Here is a 14,394-nt window from a genome sequence, read left to right as displayed (position 1 = left end):
ATCGACCCGTCAGGCAGCCCGGCCGCTCAGACCATGCCGAGGGCGTTCTTGTAGAGTTCGAGGATCGCCTCTTCCTCTTCACGCTCGTTGGCGTCCTTCTTCCGCAGCGCCACGATCTTGCGCAGCGCCTTGGTGTCGTAGCCATTGGCCTTCGCTTCGCCGTAGACGTCCTTGATGTCGTCGGCGATCGCCTTCTTCTCTTCCTCGAGCCGCTCGATCCGCTCGACAATGGACCTGAGCTGGGCAGCGGCTATGCCCTGGACTTCATCTTCAGCCATGGTGGGGAACCTCAAAAGATTGGCGACAGGCGAGCGTGAGTGCCCGACTTAGCCGAAGGGGTCAAGTGCGCAGAGGATGTGCCGACGCGTCAATGATCGGGACGATTGGTCTCGAAGGCCGCCTTTTGCGCCGCCGTCGCCTCGCGCTGGTTCAGCTTCTGCCACTCCGCATAGGGCATGCCGTAGACGATCTCGCGCGAGGCTTCCTTGGAGAGCTCGACGCCTTTCGCCTCGGCCGCCTCGCGATACCAGTTGGCGAGGCAGTTTCGGCAGAAGCCCGCGACATTCATCAGGTCGATGTTCTGCACGTCGCTGCGCTCGCGCAGATGCGCGACAAGGCTGCGGAACGCCGCCGCCTCGAGTTCGGTCGTCGTCTGCGGGTCGAGAGCGGGGGCCGTTTGGGTCATGACAGCAAGCCTTCAAATGGGACGGACGACGGTCAGGTCGGTCGGGAATCGGCGAGCGAGCCGAAGAACTGCACCTTGTGCGGCGCCTCGCCGATTCTGAGATCGACGAGCACGTTCGCAAGCCGGTCCGTCCATTCGGCGACGCCGGCGGGATCGGCGATCAGGTCCTGGCGAATCTCGACCAGGGCATGGGCGAGGCCGCGCCGGGTCGCGTGGCGATAGAGCGTGTCGCCCTTCAGCGCCCCGTGATAGGGCTCATTGTCGCCGACGACGATGGCCGGATCGGCAGCGAGACCGGCAATCAGCGGCTGCGCCAGGCGCGGATCGGCGTCCCAGAGGATGCCGGCGTGCCAGGGCCGCGGCACGCCCTTCCAGAGCGGCGTGAAACTGTGGATCGACAGGATCATCGGGATCCGTCCGGTCGTCATGCCGGCGTCGATCGTCCGCGTCACGGCGTCATCATAGGGGCGGTAGAAGCGCTCGATGCGATGCTCGCGTTCGGCCGCGTCGATCCGGGCGTTACGCGGGATCACGGCGCCGTCCGAAAGCCGCATGATCAGCGTCGGATCGTCGAGGCCGCGATTGGGGTCGATCAGCAACCGCGAGAAATGCGACAGCACCGCCGGAACGCCGAAACGAACGGCGAGCGCGCGGGTCAGCGCCTCGGCGCCGATGTCATAGGCGATGTGGCGCGTGAACTCGGACGGCGGCAGGCCGAGCGAACCATATTCGGACGGCACATGGTTGGAGGCGTGGTCGCAGAGCAGGATCAGCCCGGCGGCGGCATCGCCCGGAACGATCTCGAAGGCGGCCCCGGCCGCGCCGCCCATGGCCCGCGTCGGATTTAAAGCGTCATGCATGGTTAAATGATAGTGACCCGGCCGAGGAGCTGCCATAGGAATGTGCTCCCCTTCCCCATCGAGATCGCCTTGTCCTCCTCGCCCGCCGCCCAGACGCCCGCCTCCGTCGCTGCTCTCGCCGTGCCTGCCCTGGTCCTGGGCGCGATGGCGATGGGCGTCTCGCCGATCTTCGTCCGCCTCGCGGATGTCGGTCCGTTCGCGAGCGCCTTCTGGCGCGTCGGCGGGGCGGTGCCGATCCTGTTCGCCTGGGCGGCGCTCGAAGCGCGCCGCTCCGGCACGCCGCTCGCCTCGATCTGGAAGATCGATGGCGCGATCCTGGCGGCCGGCGCGCTGTTCGTCGGCGACCTGCTGTTCTGGCACCTCGCCATCCTGAAGACGAGTGTCGCCAACGCCACCTTCCTCGCCACCATGGCGCCGGTCTGGGTGGTGCTGGGCTCCGGCTTCTTCATCGGCGAGAGGGTCGGCCGCAGCGTGCTGGCGGGGCTGGCGCTCTGCCTGCTCGGCGCCACCTTCCTGATCGGGCTCAGCTGGAAGATGCGGCCGGAGCATCTCGACGGCGACCTCTACGGGATCTGCACCTCGTTCTTCTTCGGCGGCTATTTCCTCGCCGTCCGCGCCGCGCGACGCCGTTCCTCGGCCGGCAAGATCACCTTCCTGTCGACACTGATCACCGCCGCCGCGCTCTTGGTCGTCGCCATGGTCGTCGAGCCGCGCATCCTGCCCTCGACGGTCGACAGCGCGGCGTCGCTCGCCGGGCTCGCCTTCATCAGCCACGCCGGCGGACAGGGCCTGCTCGCCTTCGCGCTCGGCCATCTGCCCGCCGCTTTTTCAGCGCTGGTAATCTTCCTGGAAGCGGTCGCCGCCGCCGTCGCGGGCTGGCTGTTTCTCGGCGAGGCCGTCTCGCTGCCCCAGATGCTGGGCGGCGCCCTGATCCTCGCCGGAATTTTCATCGCCCGGCCGCAACGCCGCGGTTGACGAAGGGGTTTCAGCCATCATGCCGCCGTGTTTAATTTGATGATCATAGAAATGCGATTCATCGGACTGAAAACGGCGGCCAGCCCGCATCGGACACGGGCCTTGCCAGCAGCAACTCACCTCGCCTCAAGGTTGACAGCCGGAAAGCCGCAGCGTCATAAAGCTGCCTCCTGCCTCAACCGGTTCGCGACCTCATCGATGCGATCATACGAGCTTCGACATTGGCCGCGCACGGCCCTCCTCGCTGGCATGGGCGCGCTCGCGGTCCTGTTCCTGCAGTCGGCGCCGGCCAAGGCGGACTTGCGCCTGTGCAACAAGACGCCCAGTCGTGTCGGCGTCGCCATCGGCTACAAGGACAAGAAGGTCTGGACCACCGAAGGCTGGTGGAACGTTCCGATCAATAGCTGCGAGACCCTCGTCAGCGGCACCCTCGTGTCACGCTACTATTACGTCTATGCGGTCGACTACGACCACGGTGGCGAGTGGAGCGGCAAATACGTGATGTGCACGAAAGACAAAATGTTTACCATTGAGGGCACCGAAGATTGCGTGCCTCGTGGTTTTAACCGTTCCGGTTTCTTCGAAGTCGACACCGGCGAACAAACCAGCTGGACGATCCAGCTCAACGAACCCGCACAGCAAGGAGCGCAGCACAAATGAGACGGTCGCGTAAGGTCAAGATTCTCGCGACCCTGGGTCCTGCCTCTTCCGACAAGAAGATGATCGAGGCCCTGTTCCGGGCCGGCGCCGACGTGTTCCGCATCAACATGAGCCATACGAGCCATGACAAGCTGAACGACCTCGTGCGCATCATCCGCAGCGTCGAATCCGAAGTCGGCCGGCCGATCGGCATCCTCGCCGACCTCCAGGGCCCCAAGCTCCGCCTGGGTACGTTTGCCGACAAGGCTGTCGACATCACCGTCGGCCAGAACTTCACGCTCGACAGCGACCCGGCCCCCGGCACCACCGGGCGCGTGTTCCTGCCGCACCCCGAAATCCTCGAGGCGCTCGAGCCGGGCCATCGCCTGCTGATCGACGACGGCAAGGTTCGCCTGCGCGTCATCTCGACCAACGGCACCAGCGCCCTCACCACCGTCGAAGTCGGCACCAAGCTCTCCGACCGCAAGGGCGTCAGCGTCCCGGATTCGACGATCAAGACCGGCGCGCTGACCGAGAAGGACCGCGCCGATCTCGACGCCGCCCTGCAGGCCAATGTCGACTGGATCGCGCTGTCCTTCGTGCAGCGCCCGGACGACGTCGCCGAAGTGCGCAAGATCGCCGCCGGCCGCGCCGGCATCATGTCGAAGATCGAAAAGCCGCAGGCCGTGCAGCGCCTGGCCGAGATCATCGAGATCTCCGACGCGCTGATGGTCGCCCGCGGCGACCTCGGCGTCGAGATGCCGCTCGAGCAGGTTCCCGGCATCCAGAAGCAGATCACCCGCGCCTGCCGCCGTGCCGGCAAGCCGGTTGTCGTCGCCACCCAGATGCTGGAATCGATGATCACCGCGCCGGTGCCGACGCGCGCCGAAGTGTCGGACGTCGCCACCGCCGTCTACGAGGGCGCCGACGCGATCATGCTGTCGGCCGAATCCGCCGCCGGCGCCTTCCCGATCGACGCCGTCGCGACGATGGACCGGATCGCCACCCAGGTGGAGCTCGATTCGAACCACAAGAACATCATGCACGCGCAGCGCACCGAGCCGGAGGCGACCGGCGCCGACGCGATCTCGGCCGCCGCGCGCCAGATCGCCGAGACGCTGAACCTCGCCGCCATCTGCTGCTACACGGCGTCCGGCTCGACCGGGCTGCGCGCCGCGCGCGAGCGGCCGCAGACCCCGATCATCGCCCTGTCGCCGATCGTCTCGACGGCACGGCGCCTGTCGGTCGTCTGGGGCCTGCACTGCGTCGTCAGCGACGATGCCTACAACCTCGACGACATGGTGAACCGCGCCTGCTTCATCGCCCATCGCGAGGAGTTCGCAAAGCCCGGCGACCGGATCATCATCACCGCCGGCGTGCCGCTGCGCACGCCGGGCGCGACCAACATGCTGCGCATCGCCTATGTCGGCACCGGCGCGGAAGAAGGCCGCCGCTGAGGCCTTTCCCCGCTCTGCGGAGCGGGCGGCTGATCTCGAAGGGCGCGCCACGCGGCGCGCCCTTTTCCTTTTCCCGGAACGCGGCGCAGCCGCGCGCAAGAATACCCGCCGAAGACGGCCGCAGGCATCCGTGGTGTGGTCGAGAGAGAGACTAGATCTCGCGGCCGTCGATCTGCGGCTCGAGTGTCTTGATGGCGTCGCGGACCTGATCGTCCAGATAGGGATCGATGGCGATCGCCTTCTTCAGCGCCAGCAGCGCTTCCTTCTTGCGGTCGATGTCGTTCAGGATCATGCCGAGGCCAGCGAGCGCGCCGAAATGGCGCGGCTCCAGCGCCAGCACCTTCTCCAGGTCGGAGATGGCCTTGCCATACTCATCCTGCAGGAAGAACAGCGTGGCGCGACGGTTCCAGCCCTCGATGTAGTCGGGCCGCATGGTCGTGACCGCATCGAGATAGTCGAAGGCGCGAGGGTAGTCCTTGGTGGCGATCGCCTCGGCCGCCCACTGCATCAGCAAGTCGATCGTATCGCTGCCGGAATCGCGCCAGCGGCGCTCCAGTTCGGCCTCGACGGCCGAGCCGCTCGCTTCATCGCCGGGCTTGGCCAGCGACGTGAACAACTGGTCGATGCTCTGACCTGCGAGGCCATCGCCCTTCGACGCGGAATCACCAACGCCCGGCGCCGCTGCAAGCGACGCCGACGAAAGCGCAAGGAAAACAAGCAACGAAACGACAAATGCCCGCATGGTGGCAATTTAAGCCTTCATGCGGGCATCGTCAAAATCGGATCCGGGTGGTGCGCGGAATGGCGCACCCGCCAATCAGCCCTGACGGGCCTTGAAGCGCGGATTGACCTTGTTGATGATGAAAACACGGCCCTTCCGGCGGACGAGCCGGTTGGCGCGGTGGCGCCCGAGCAGGGACTTGAGCGAGTTCTTGATCTTCATGGCGCGACGCTCGCGAAAGGGTTCTAGGAACGACACGAGCGCCAGAGGCGCCCGCTCGAAAATTCGGCCGGACCATAGGCAGCGCACCCCTACCTTGTCAACACGAACGCGCCAGAATCCCGAGAATACGGGCTGCGACCTAACGTTATGCGGCAAAGTTCGGAACGATCGCCGCACTGAAGGGTTTGTTACCCGGACGGGGTTCATCGGAGTAAGTGAAATGCCCAACAAAGACCAACGCGGCGGATCCGGCAATTTTGCCAACGATCCGAAACGAGCTTCCGAAATGGGCAAGAAGGGCGGCGAACAGGCGGGTCAGCGCCAGCAGAGCCAGGCGTCCGAGAAGGCGCCTCAACAGGGATCCCAGAACAAGGATCGCGATCCGCACAAGGGCGGCCAGCGCTGAACCGCGCTGCCCCCGCGGCACTGACCTGGACCCGCCCCTCCCCGGGCGGGTCTTTTTTTCATGCGCGCCCCGTTCCGGCGCCCGAGACCGAATCGGATGGCGGCCACTAGCCGGGCCGGCGCGACGACAGGACGTTGCGGATGGCGAAGCTCGAATGGATGCGGGCGACGCCCGGCAGGGCCGACAGGATCTCCTTGTGCACCCGCTCGAAATTGGCGGCGCTGTCGACCTCGACGCGCAGGAAATAATCGGAACCGCCGGTCATCAGGAAGCACTCCCGGATCTCGGGATATTTCCGCACCGCCCCCTCGAAGCGGTTCAGATACTCCTCGGTCTGCCTGTCGAGCGTGATCTGGACGATGACGGCGATCCCTTCCTCCGCCCCGGTGCTGACCAGCGCCGTATAGCCGCGGATGACGCCCGTCTGCTCCAGGATATTGACCCGGCGCAGGCAGGCGGAAGCCGACAGCCCGACCGCCTCGGCCAGCTTGGCGTTGCTCATCCGGGCATTGAGGCGCAGCAGGCGGATGATGTTGCGGTCGATGGCGTCCAGGCCCGACATGCAGATTATTCCAACCATTCGAAGAAACGATCGATTGTCATAACTCTATCGCATCATCATGCGCGTTTCGATCGGAAGTTCGCACGATGAAGCAATATGCTGATTTCCAGCGAGAGGGATCGGACGCGCCATGAACGAGACTGTCAGGCTGGAAACCAGGATTGGCGCCGACGAGGCCGCGGCAGGCGGCGTGCTGACAATCGACCTCGCGGCGCTTGCCGAAAACTACCGGATCCTCTGCCAGACCGCCGCGCCGACGCGCGTCGCGGCCGTGGTCAAGGCGGACGCCTATGGCCTCGGCGCCGCCCGCGTCGTTCCGGTGCTCCACGAAGCCGGCTGCCGCGACTTCTTCGTCGCCCATCTCATCGAGGCGCGTCGGCTCGCCGCCATCCGCCCGCGCGATTCCCGGCTCTATGTGCTGAACGGCCTGCTACCGGGCGGCGAAACCGTCTGCGCCAATATCGGCGCCATTCCCGTACTGAACTCGCTCGACCAGGTGCAACGTTGGTCGGCTCTCGCCATCGCTCGCGCCGTGACGCTCGAAGCTGTGCTGCAGGTCGATACCGGCATGGCCCGTCTCGGCCTTTCGCTCGCCGAATTGCAGGCGCTCGCCGCCGACCCGGCCGCGCTTTCCGGCATCCGATTGACGATGATCATGAGCCACCTCGCCTGCGCCGACCAGCCGGGACACGAGGCGAGCCCGACGCAACTGTCCGTCATGCAGGCGGCAAGCGCCTTCTTTCCCGGCCTGCCCGTTTCCTTCGCCAATTCCGCCGGCGTGTTTCTCGGCCCCGATTATCGCGGCGCCCTCGCCCGGCCGGGCATCGCGCTCTATGGTGGCGCCCCGACGGTGGCCGGCCATCCGATGCGGCCGGTCGTCCGCCTCGACGTCCGCGTCATCCAGACCCGCACCGTCCCTGCCGGCACGGCGGTCGGCTATGGCGGCACCCATGTAACGACGGGCGAGACGCGCATCGCCACGCTGGCGGCCGGCTATGCCGACGGCCTGCCGCGCTCGCTCAGCAATCGCGGCGCCGCTTGGTTCGACGGCGTGCGCCTTCCGATCCTCGGCCGCGTGTCGATGGACAGCCTGATGGTCGATGTCACGGCGCTGCCGGCGGCGCTCCCCCCCGGCGCGCTGGTCGAGCTGATCGGCCCCAGCCAGACGCTGGACGCAATCGCCAGCGACGCCGGCACCATTTCCTACGAAATCCTGACCGCTCTCGGTCAGCGCTACCATCGGCACTACGCATTTCCGGCAAGCCGCGCGAGCGGACAGGGGCAATCATGAAGATCACCATTCTCGGCGCCGGCGTCATCGGCGTGACCTCGGCCTATTATCTCGCCAAGGCGGGCCACCGGGTCACGGTCATCGACCGCCAGCCGGGCCCGGCGCTGGAAACCAGCTTCGCCAATGCCGGCGAGATCTCGCCCGGCTATTCTTCGCCCTGGGCCGCCCCCGGTATCCCGCAGAAGGCGGTGAAGTGGGTGTTCATGAAGTATGCGCCGCTGATCATCCAGCCGATGCTCGACGCCGACACCTGGCGTTGGGTGATCGCCATGCTCGGCAACTGCACCTCGGCGCGCTATGCGGTCAACAAGAGCCGGATGGTGCGGCTCGCCGAATATTCGCGCGATTGCCTGATCGATCTGCGGAACGAGATCGGCATCGAATATGACGGCCGCGCCAGGGGCACGCTGCAATTGTTCCGCACCCAGAAGCAGCTGGACGGCATCGGCAAGGACATCGCCGTGCTGAAGAGCGACGGCGTCCCCTTCTCCGTGCTCGATCCGGCGGGCTGCATCGCGGCGGAGCCGGGCCTGGCGCATGTCCGGGAGAAGATCGTCGGCGGCCTGCAACTGCCGCATGACGAGACGGGCGACTGCTTCAAGTTCACCAACGAACTGGCGAAGCGCGCCGAAGCCCTCGGCGTCACGTTCCAATATGGCGTCGACCTGCTCGGCGTCCGTACCGAGGGCAAGCGCATCGTCGCGGTGAAGACCTCGCGCGGCGAGGTCATTGCCGACGCCTTCGTCGCGGCGATGGGCAGCTTCACGCCGCAATTCCTGAAGCCGCTCGGCCTGCGCGTGCCGGTCTATCCGGTCAAGGGCTACTCGATCACCGTGCCGATCGTCGACGAGACGCGCGCGCCGGTCTCGACGGTGATGGACGAGACCTACAAGATCGCCATCACCCGGCTCGGCGACCGCATCCGCGTCGGCGGCATGGCCGAGATCGCCGGCTTCAACCGCGACCTGCCGCCCTCGCGCAAGGCGACGCTGGTCTATTCGGTCGAGGATCTGTTCGGCGGCGCCGGCGACCAGTCGAAGGCGACCTTCTGGACCGGACTGCGCCCGATGACGCCGGACGGCACCCCGGTCATCGGCCGGACCGATTACGCCAATCTCTATCTGAATACCGGCCATGGCACGCTGGGCTGGACCATGGCATGCGGATCGGGCCGGCTGCTCGCCGACCTCATCGGCGGCCGCAAGCCCGACATCCAGTCCGACGATCTCGGGATCCAGCGCTACGACGCCCGCAAGGCCGCCTGACGAAACGGGCGGCCCGGCTCGGGACGGTCGGGATTTGCCCGCGCCGTCCCCAATGCCCGATGGGCCATGCCGGCGGCGGCGAATGCCTGTTCATTCCGACGCCGCGGCGCCGACGCCGGGGGCTCCGTCGAGAAACCCGACCGAAGGGCCCGGCGTCTGGGCCGGTTCACGCCGACCTATGCCGCGCGAACCGCTAGGGAGTGCGCGACTGGCGCGCTAGTAGCTGGTTCCACCGCTCGAGCCGGTGCCCATCGTCGACGGATGCGACTTCATCGTCGTGTGGCCCTTCATCGGCTCGCACCGCCAGACATGCCGCCCCTTCTCCATTACCCGCATCGGCTCCATGCCCGACTTGCAGGTCAGGCCATGTTCGGTTGTCGCCGACGCCATCGGCGCGGCGGCGGTCAAGGCGAAAAGCGCCATCGCCGAAGCGGCGGCCAAAGCAAGATGCCTGCTCATGATGTCCTCCATTGTCCGGCGCGGCGGTCGAGCGCAGATGCGCGACACCATGCCGACACTCCAGATAACTGGCGCGCAGGGAGGGAAAGGCAACGTCGGGCAGGTGTCGCTGCGACGATTCGGCCTCGCTTCGGCGGGCGCGAATGGCGTGGATCTATCGCCGCGCCGCCTCGCGGCCGGAGAGCAGCAGCAACGCCAGAATCAGAGTCCCGAACAGGATGCTGCGCCAGCCCGGCGAGGCGTTGACGACGGTGATCAGCGCCGTGATCGTGACCAGCAGGATGGCGCCCGGAATCGACCCGGCGTAGGTGCCGAGGCCGCCGAGGATCGAGGTGCCGCCGAGCACGACGGCGGCGATCGAGGCGAGCAGATACGGGTCGCCGATGCCGACATAGCCCTGGCCGTTCATGCCGAGCACGAGGATGCCGGCAAGGCCCGCCATGAAGCCGCTGATGCCGTAGACCGCCATCGTCGTCGTGGCGATCGGCACACCGGAGAGCTTGGCGGCGAGCGGCCCGGCCCCCATGGCGAACAATCGCGCGCCGAACGGCGTCGCATGCATCACCACCAGCACGACGACCGAGACGACGACCCAGACGAGGATGCCGGCTGGCACCCCGAACGGCCGCGCATTGCCGACCCAGCTTACCAGCGGATTGGAAGCGGTGACGGCGCTGCCGCCGGCGATGATGATCAGCAGGCCCTGCAGGAACGTCGCCATGGCGAGCGTCATGATCATCGGATGCACGCGGAGCAGCGCCACGCCGAGCCCGTTGACGAGGCCGATCACGGTGGTCATCGCCAGCACGGCGAGGATCGGCGTCAGCCCGGTCGGGTCGGCGTCGATGGCGAAGAGCGGCAGGCCGACGGCGGCGACGGTGACGATCGCCGCGACCGAGAGATCGATGCCGCCCGCGATCACCACGAAGGTCTGGCCCGCCGCGACGATGCCGATGACGGCGGCGAGCTCGACCAGGTAGCGCAGATGGCCATAGGCGCCGAAGCCGCGCGAGACGAAGCTGGCGACGATCCAGACCAGGGCCACGATGGCGAAGGTCAGGAACGGCCGGCTGGTGACGACCGCGAGAATGCGGGATCGGGACAGAAGTCCGGCGTCGCGAATGCTCATCGGGCCCTCATGCGGAACTGCGGGATGGCGACGGCGCCGATGATGATCAGGCCCTGCGCCACATATTGCGCCACCGGCGTGAAGCCGAGGAAGAACATGACCGAGATCATCAGGCTGAGCAGCAGGCTGCCGGCGAGCGCGCCGCGCATGGTGCCCTGGCCGCCGAGGAAGCCGATGCCGCCGAGCACGGCGGCGGCGATCGAGTTCAGCGTGAACGAGTTGCCGATGATCGGATCGCCCGAGCCGGTCTGCGCGGCGACGAACAGGCCAGCCCCGGTGCAGAGCAGGCCGCTGATGGCGTAGGCCAGGATACGGGCGGCATCGACCGGCACGCCGGAGCGATAAGCGCCCACCGGATTCTCGCCGGCCGCATAGAGGCTGAGGCCGAGCGGCGTCGCCAGATAGAGCTTCCAGAGCAGGACGATCACCACCAGCAGGCCGAAGGCGGCGGGCGTATTGCCGGCGAGCAGGTCCGACAGCCAGGGCGGCATCGCGCCGCCCGGCCGCGGCAGCACCAGGAGCGCCGCGCCGGCGATGATGAAGGATCCGGCCAGCGTCACGACGATCGCCGGCAGGCGCAGGCGGACGACGATGATGCCCGTCGCGGCGCCGATGCCGAAGCCGGCGAGACAGACGAGGGCCGCGCCGCCGGCGACGCCGAGCGGCCCGGTCATGGTGGTGGCGGCGAGCACGGCGCCGAGGCTGACCAGCGCGCCGATCGCCAGGCTGATGCCGCCGGTCAGCATCAGGATCGCCTGCGCCATGGCGACGAGGGCGAGCGGGAACCAGCTCTGGGTGAACTTGGCGAAGCCCGAGCCGGTGAAAAGGCCGTGGAAAAGCAGGCCATAGGCGACGAGGAAGGCCAGCACGACGAGGAACAGGCCGCGCACGCCGATGTTGCGCTTGGCCTGGATCGCCCAATAGAGCGAGCCGGAAGGGGCGCGCGGAGAGACGCTCGCATTGCTCATGCCGCGTGCCTCTCGCGCTCGGCGCCCATGGCGGCGGCGACGATCGCCTCCTCGCTCAGCGCGCCGCGTTCGAGCAGCGCCGCGATCCGCCCCTCGCGCACCACCGCGACGCGGTCGCAGAGATGCACCAGCTCCGGCGTATCCGAGCTCAGCAGGACGACAGTCTTGCCGGAGGCCGCGAAGGCGCGAAGCATCGCGTAGATCTCCCGCTTGGTTTCGACGTCGACGCCGCGCGTCGGATCGTTGAGGAGCAGCACGGACGGGTCGAGCGGCATCCATTTCGCCAGCGCGACCTTCTGCTGGTTGCCGCCGGAAAGCGCCTGCGCGGCGCGGCCGAGATCGCCCTTGATGGCGAATTGCAGGGCCAGCCCCATGGCGGTTTCCCGCTCGCTGGCGCGGCTGCGCAGCTTCAGCGCCGGCATGCGGGCGAAGGAAGGCAGCATCAGATTGGTCAGGATCGGATGGATCAGGTGCAGGCCCTCGCGCTTGCGATCGGCCGGCACATAGGCGAGGCCGCGCTGGTTGGCCTCGGGCACGGCGGCGGGAAGGCTGGCGGCGCCGTTCAGCGTGGCGGATTCGACCTTCGCCGGAATGGCGCCATAGAGGCCGAGCAGCAGGTCCTCCTGCCCCTGTCCGACCAGGCCGCCAATGCCGACGACCTCGCCGGCGCGGACCTCGAGATCGACGTCGCGCATGAGGCCGGCCGAGAACCGACGGACGGCGATCGCTGTCCGCTCCGTCCGCGTGCTGTCCCAGCGCGGAAACAGGTCGCCGGGATCGCGCCCGACCATCAGCCGCACCAGCCCGGCCGCGTTGACGCCCTCGAGCGGCCGATCGGCGGTGCAGGTGCCATCCTTCAGCACGGTGACGTGCTGGCAGAGCTGCATCACCTCGTCGAGGCGGTGCGAGATATAGAGAATGGCGATGCCCTCGCCGCGCAGCCTTTCCAGCAGCGCGGTGAGGATGCGCGTCTCGGTGGCGGAGAGCGACGAGGTCGGCTCGTCGAGGATGAGCACGCGCGGCTTGCGATAGAGCGCCTTGGCGATCTCGACCATCTGCCGGCGGCCGAGCGACAGCTCGCCGACCGGCGTCGCCAGCGGCTCGTCGAGGCCGACGAGATCGCAGGCCGCCTTCGCCCGCGCCGCGAGCGCCGCATAGTCCACCAGCCCGAACCGGCGCGGATAGTCGCCGAGACCGATATTCTCGGCGATCGACAACGAGCCGGTCAGGCTCAGCTCCTGCTGCACGACGGCGATCCCGGCCCGGCGCGCATCCGCCGGGCTGTGGCGGGCGACCGCCCTGCCGTCGATCTCGATTTCTCCGCTGTCCGGACGCAGCGCGCCGGACAGCAGATTGATCAGCGTGGACTTGCCCGCGCCATTCTCGCCGAGCAGCGCATGGACGCGGCCCGGCATGAGGGCAATGGAAACGGTCCGCAGGACGGGGTTGCCGAAGAACGCCTTCGACACCCCGCGCGCGGCGAGGATGGGAGCGGGCGATGCCACGAGACTGGCCCTACTTCTGCGCCAGCAGCTTGTCGAACAGGGCGCGGTCGTAGGGCGAGAAGATATAGCCGTCGGCCGGGAAATCCTTCGCCCGGGCGAGGTACTCGTCGATGTTGGAATTGTCGATGATCGGCAGCGGCACCTTGACGAAGGCCGGCACGTCCTTGCCCTCCAGCGCCTGCACGGCGGTGTAGGCGGCGAAGGCGCCGAGCCAGTTCGGCTGCATCGTCGCCCAGCTCTTCAGGCCCTTTTCCTTCCAGAGCTCGAGGAACTGGCGCGCGTTCTCGCCGGTGATCGGCACCTGCTCGCGGCCCTGCTTGTCGAGCGCCAGCACGGCGCCGGCCGAAAGCGCGCCGCCGAAGGAGAGAATGCCGTCGATCTCGGGATGGGCGAACAGCAGGCTGGTGACGGCCTCCTGGGCCGGGGCGACGTTATAGGCCGTGTTGGTCTCGGCCAGGATCTCGATGCCAGGATTGGCCTTGAGCAGCTCGTTGCCGCCGGCGCGACGGTCGTCGCTGACGGAAACGCCGGCCGGGCCGTTCAGGATGAGGATCTTGCCCTTGCCGCCGAGCGCATCGATCATGAACTTGGTCGCCTGCTCGCCCCACTGGTGCGAGTCGGTATTGACCTTGGCGGTGACGTCGTTGGTGTCGACGAGGCTGTCGAAATTGATGATCGCGATGCCCTTGGCGCAGGCGTCGGCCAGCACGCGTGCCGGCGCGGTCGACGAGCCGGCGATCAGGATGATGGCGTCGACATTGGCGTCGATCATCGACTGGATCTGCTGGATCTGGACGTTGGAATCACCCTGCGCGTCCGTGACCATAAGCTTGTCGACCAGTCCTTCCTTCTTCAGCTGCTCGACTTCCGCCTCGATCGTACCCTGGGTCTGCTTCATCCAGGTCGGCACTGAGTAGATGTTGGCCCAGCCGAGCGTATAGGGCGCCTTGCGATCGCCCTTGATGCAGTTGGCGGCGGCGGCGGCCTGCGAGGCGCCGAGTACGTTCAGCAGGATACCAAGGCCGAGAACGCTTGCGGATGCAAAAAGCGAAGACTTCTTCATGATGTTCCCCTGGAAGGTTTCGCCTCGACGCGCAGGGAAACGACAATGCGGGACAGCGGCGTCACCTGGACGCGGCCTTGCTGCCTATCGTCGTGAACTCTCCGCCCGGGCCCCCATTTTTTGTCTGATATACTGGACAAGAAGCCTGTATATCGGACAAATGAGAGGCTAGTCCGAGCCACGACAT

At 67.2% G+C, this 14,394-nt stretch carries 17 protein-coding genes; 6 read left to right on the top strand and 11 right to left on the bottom strand.

Going from position 1 to position 14,394, the window contains the following annotated elements; translation table 11 throughout:
- Positions 1–26: 26 nt before the first annotated feature.
- From WFK98_RS20840 to WFK98_RS20830, 3 genes are all read right to left on the bottom strand, one after another.
- On the bottom strand, positions 27–278 hold the full coding sequence (locus WFK98_RS20840; RefSeq protein ID WP_029076691.1) for a DUF2312 domain-containing protein: 252 nt from the start codon (positions 276–278) through the stop codon (positions 27–29).
- An 89-nt stretch (positions 279–367) separates the two neighbouring features.
- Positions 368–685, bottom strand: coding sequence for a DUF1244 domain-containing protein (locus tag WFK98_RS20835; protein ID WP_266340210.1), 318 nt, complete (start codon positions 683–685; stop codon positions 368–370).
- A gap of 32 nt (positions 686–717) precedes the next feature.
- The gene (locus WFK98_RS20830; RefSeq protein ID WP_266340209.1) at positions 718–1,545 is read right to left on the bottom strand and encodes an N-formylglutamate amidohydrolase; all 828 of its coding nucleotides are present in this window, start codon (positions 1,543–1,545) and stop codon (positions 718–720) included.
- Positions 1,546–1,614: 69 nt separating this feature from the next.
- Between WFK98_RS20830 and WFK98_RS20825 the strand changes: the two genes are divergently transcribed.
- From WFK98_RS20825 to pyk, 3 genes are read left to right on the top strand one after another with little or no spacing between them, the layout of a single operon-like run.
- Positions 1,615–2,520, top strand: a complete 906-nt coding sequence (locus WFK98_RS20825) for a DMT family transporter (RefSeq protein ID WP_336801597.1) — start codon at positions 1,615–1,617, stop codon at positions 2,518–2,520.
- A 51-nt stretch (positions 2,521–2,571) separates the two neighbouring features.
- Positions 2,572–3,180 (top strand): DUF1036 domain-containing protein, encoded by a 609-nt coding sequence (locus tag WFK98_RS20820; RefSeq protein WP_336801596.1) that lies wholly within the window; start codon positions 2,572–2,574, stop codon positions 3,178–3,180.
- Entirely contained in the window at positions 3,177–4,616 is a 1,440-nt protein-coding gene (pyk, locus tag WFK98_RS20815; protein WP_266340207.1) for a pyruvate kinase, read from the top strand. The genes WFK98_RS20820 and pyk overlap by 4 nt, the downstream gene beginning before the upstream one ends.
- A 151-nt stretch (positions 4,617–4,767) precedes the next feature.
- Here the strand turns inward: pyk and WFK98_RS20810 are convergent, their stop codons facing one another.
- Both WFK98_RS20810 and ykgO read right to left on the bottom strand, forming a co-directional pair.
- Positions 4,768–5,232, bottom strand: coding sequence for a tetratricopeptide repeat protein (locus WFK98_RS20810; RefSeq protein ID WP_266340206.1), 465 nt, complete (start codon positions 5,230–5,232; stop codon positions 4,768–4,770).
- 201 nt (positions 5,233–5,433) lie between these two features.
- Positions 5,434–5,559: a type B 50S ribosomal protein L36 gene (gene ykgO, locus WFK98_RS20805; RefSeq protein WP_029076697.1), complete on the bottom strand. Its 126-nt coding sequence runs from the start codon at positions 5,557–5,559 to the stop codon at positions 5,434–5,436.
- Here ykgO and WFK98_RS20800 point away from each other — a divergent pair.
- Positions 5,558–5,965 (top strand): general stress protein, encoded by a 408-nt coding sequence (locus tag WFK98_RS20800; RefSeq protein WP_336801974.1) that lies wholly within the window; start codon positions 5,558–5,560, stop codon positions 5,963–5,965. The genes ykgO and WFK98_RS20800 overlap by 2 nt on opposite strands.
- A gap of 106 nt (positions 5,966–6,071) precedes the next feature.
- On the opposite strand, the gene WFK98_RS20795 is transcribed toward WFK98_RS20800, so the two are convergent.
- Positions 6,072–6,527, bottom strand: coding sequence for an Lrp/AsnC family transcriptional regulator (locus tag WFK98_RS20795; protein WP_266340205.1), 456 nt, complete (start codon positions 6,525–6,527; stop codon positions 6,072–6,074).
- Positions 6,528–6,657: 130 nt separating this feature from the next.
- Here WFK98_RS20795 and alr point away from each other — a divergent pair, with 130 nt between their 5' ends.
- Together alr and WFK98_RS20785 are read left to right on the top strand one after the other, a co-directional pair.
- Positions 6,658–7,818, top strand: coding sequence for an alanine racemase (gene alr, locus WFK98_RS20790; protein WP_336801595.1), 1,161 nt, complete (start codon positions 6,658–6,660; stop codon positions 7,816–7,818).
- The gene (locus WFK98_RS20785) at positions 7,815–9,083 is read left to right on the top strand and encodes a D-amino acid dehydrogenase (RefSeq protein ID WP_336801594.1); all 1,269 of its coding nucleotides are present in this window, start codon (positions 7,815–7,817) and stop codon (positions 9,081–9,083) included. The genes alr and WFK98_RS20785 overlap by 4 nt, the downstream gene beginning before the upstream one ends.
- Before the next feature lie 216 nt (positions 9,084–9,299).
- Here WFK98_RS20785 and WFK98_RS20780 read toward each other — a convergent pair whose 3' ends face one another.
- From WFK98_RS20780 to WFK98_RS20760, 5 genes are all read right to left on the bottom strand, one after another.
- A complete protein-coding gene (locus tag WFK98_RS20780; RefSeq protein ID WP_266340202.1) occupies positions 9,300–9,542 on the bottom strand; it encodes a hypothetical protein in 243 nt (80 codons plus the stop codon).
- 154 nt (positions 9,543–9,696) lie between these two features.
- The gene (locus WFK98_RS20775) at positions 9,697–10,671 is read right to left on the bottom strand and encodes an ABC transporter permease (protein WP_336801593.1); all 975 of its coding nucleotides are present in this window, start codon (positions 10,669–10,671) and stop codon (positions 9,697–9,699) included.
- Positions 10,668–11,639: an ABC transporter permease gene (locus tag WFK98_RS20770; protein WP_266340200.1), complete on the bottom strand. Its 972-nt coding sequence runs from the start codon at positions 11,637–11,639 to the stop codon at positions 10,668–10,670. The genes WFK98_RS20775 and WFK98_RS20770 overlap by 4 nt, the downstream gene beginning before the upstream one ends.
- On the bottom strand, positions 11,636–13,144 hold the full coding sequence (locus WFK98_RS20765) for a sugar ABC transporter ATP-binding protein (RefSeq protein ID WP_336801592.1): 1,509 nt from the start codon (positions 13,142–13,144) through the stop codon (positions 11,636–11,638). Before WFK98_RS20765 ends, WFK98_RS20770 begins: the two co-directional genes overlap by 4 nt.
- Before the next feature lie 10 nt (positions 13,145–13,154).
- Positions 13,155–14,207: an ABC transporter substrate-binding protein gene (locus WFK98_RS20760; RefSeq protein ID WP_336801591.1), complete on the bottom strand. Its 1,053-nt coding sequence runs from the start codon at positions 14,205–14,207 to the stop codon at positions 13,155–13,157.
- Between the last annotated feature and the right edge of the window lie 187 nt (positions 14,208–14,394).

Origin of the sequence: Kaistia sp. MMO-174 (assembly GCF_037147815.1) — a bacterium.
In the GTDB taxonomy this organism is placed as follows: Bacteria; Pseudomonadota; Alphaproteobacteria; order Rhizobiales; family Kaistiaceae; genus Kaistia; species Kaistia nematophila.
Note: the sequence above shows the minus strand (reverse complement) of the source record. Positions and strands in the feature narration are given on the sequence as shown.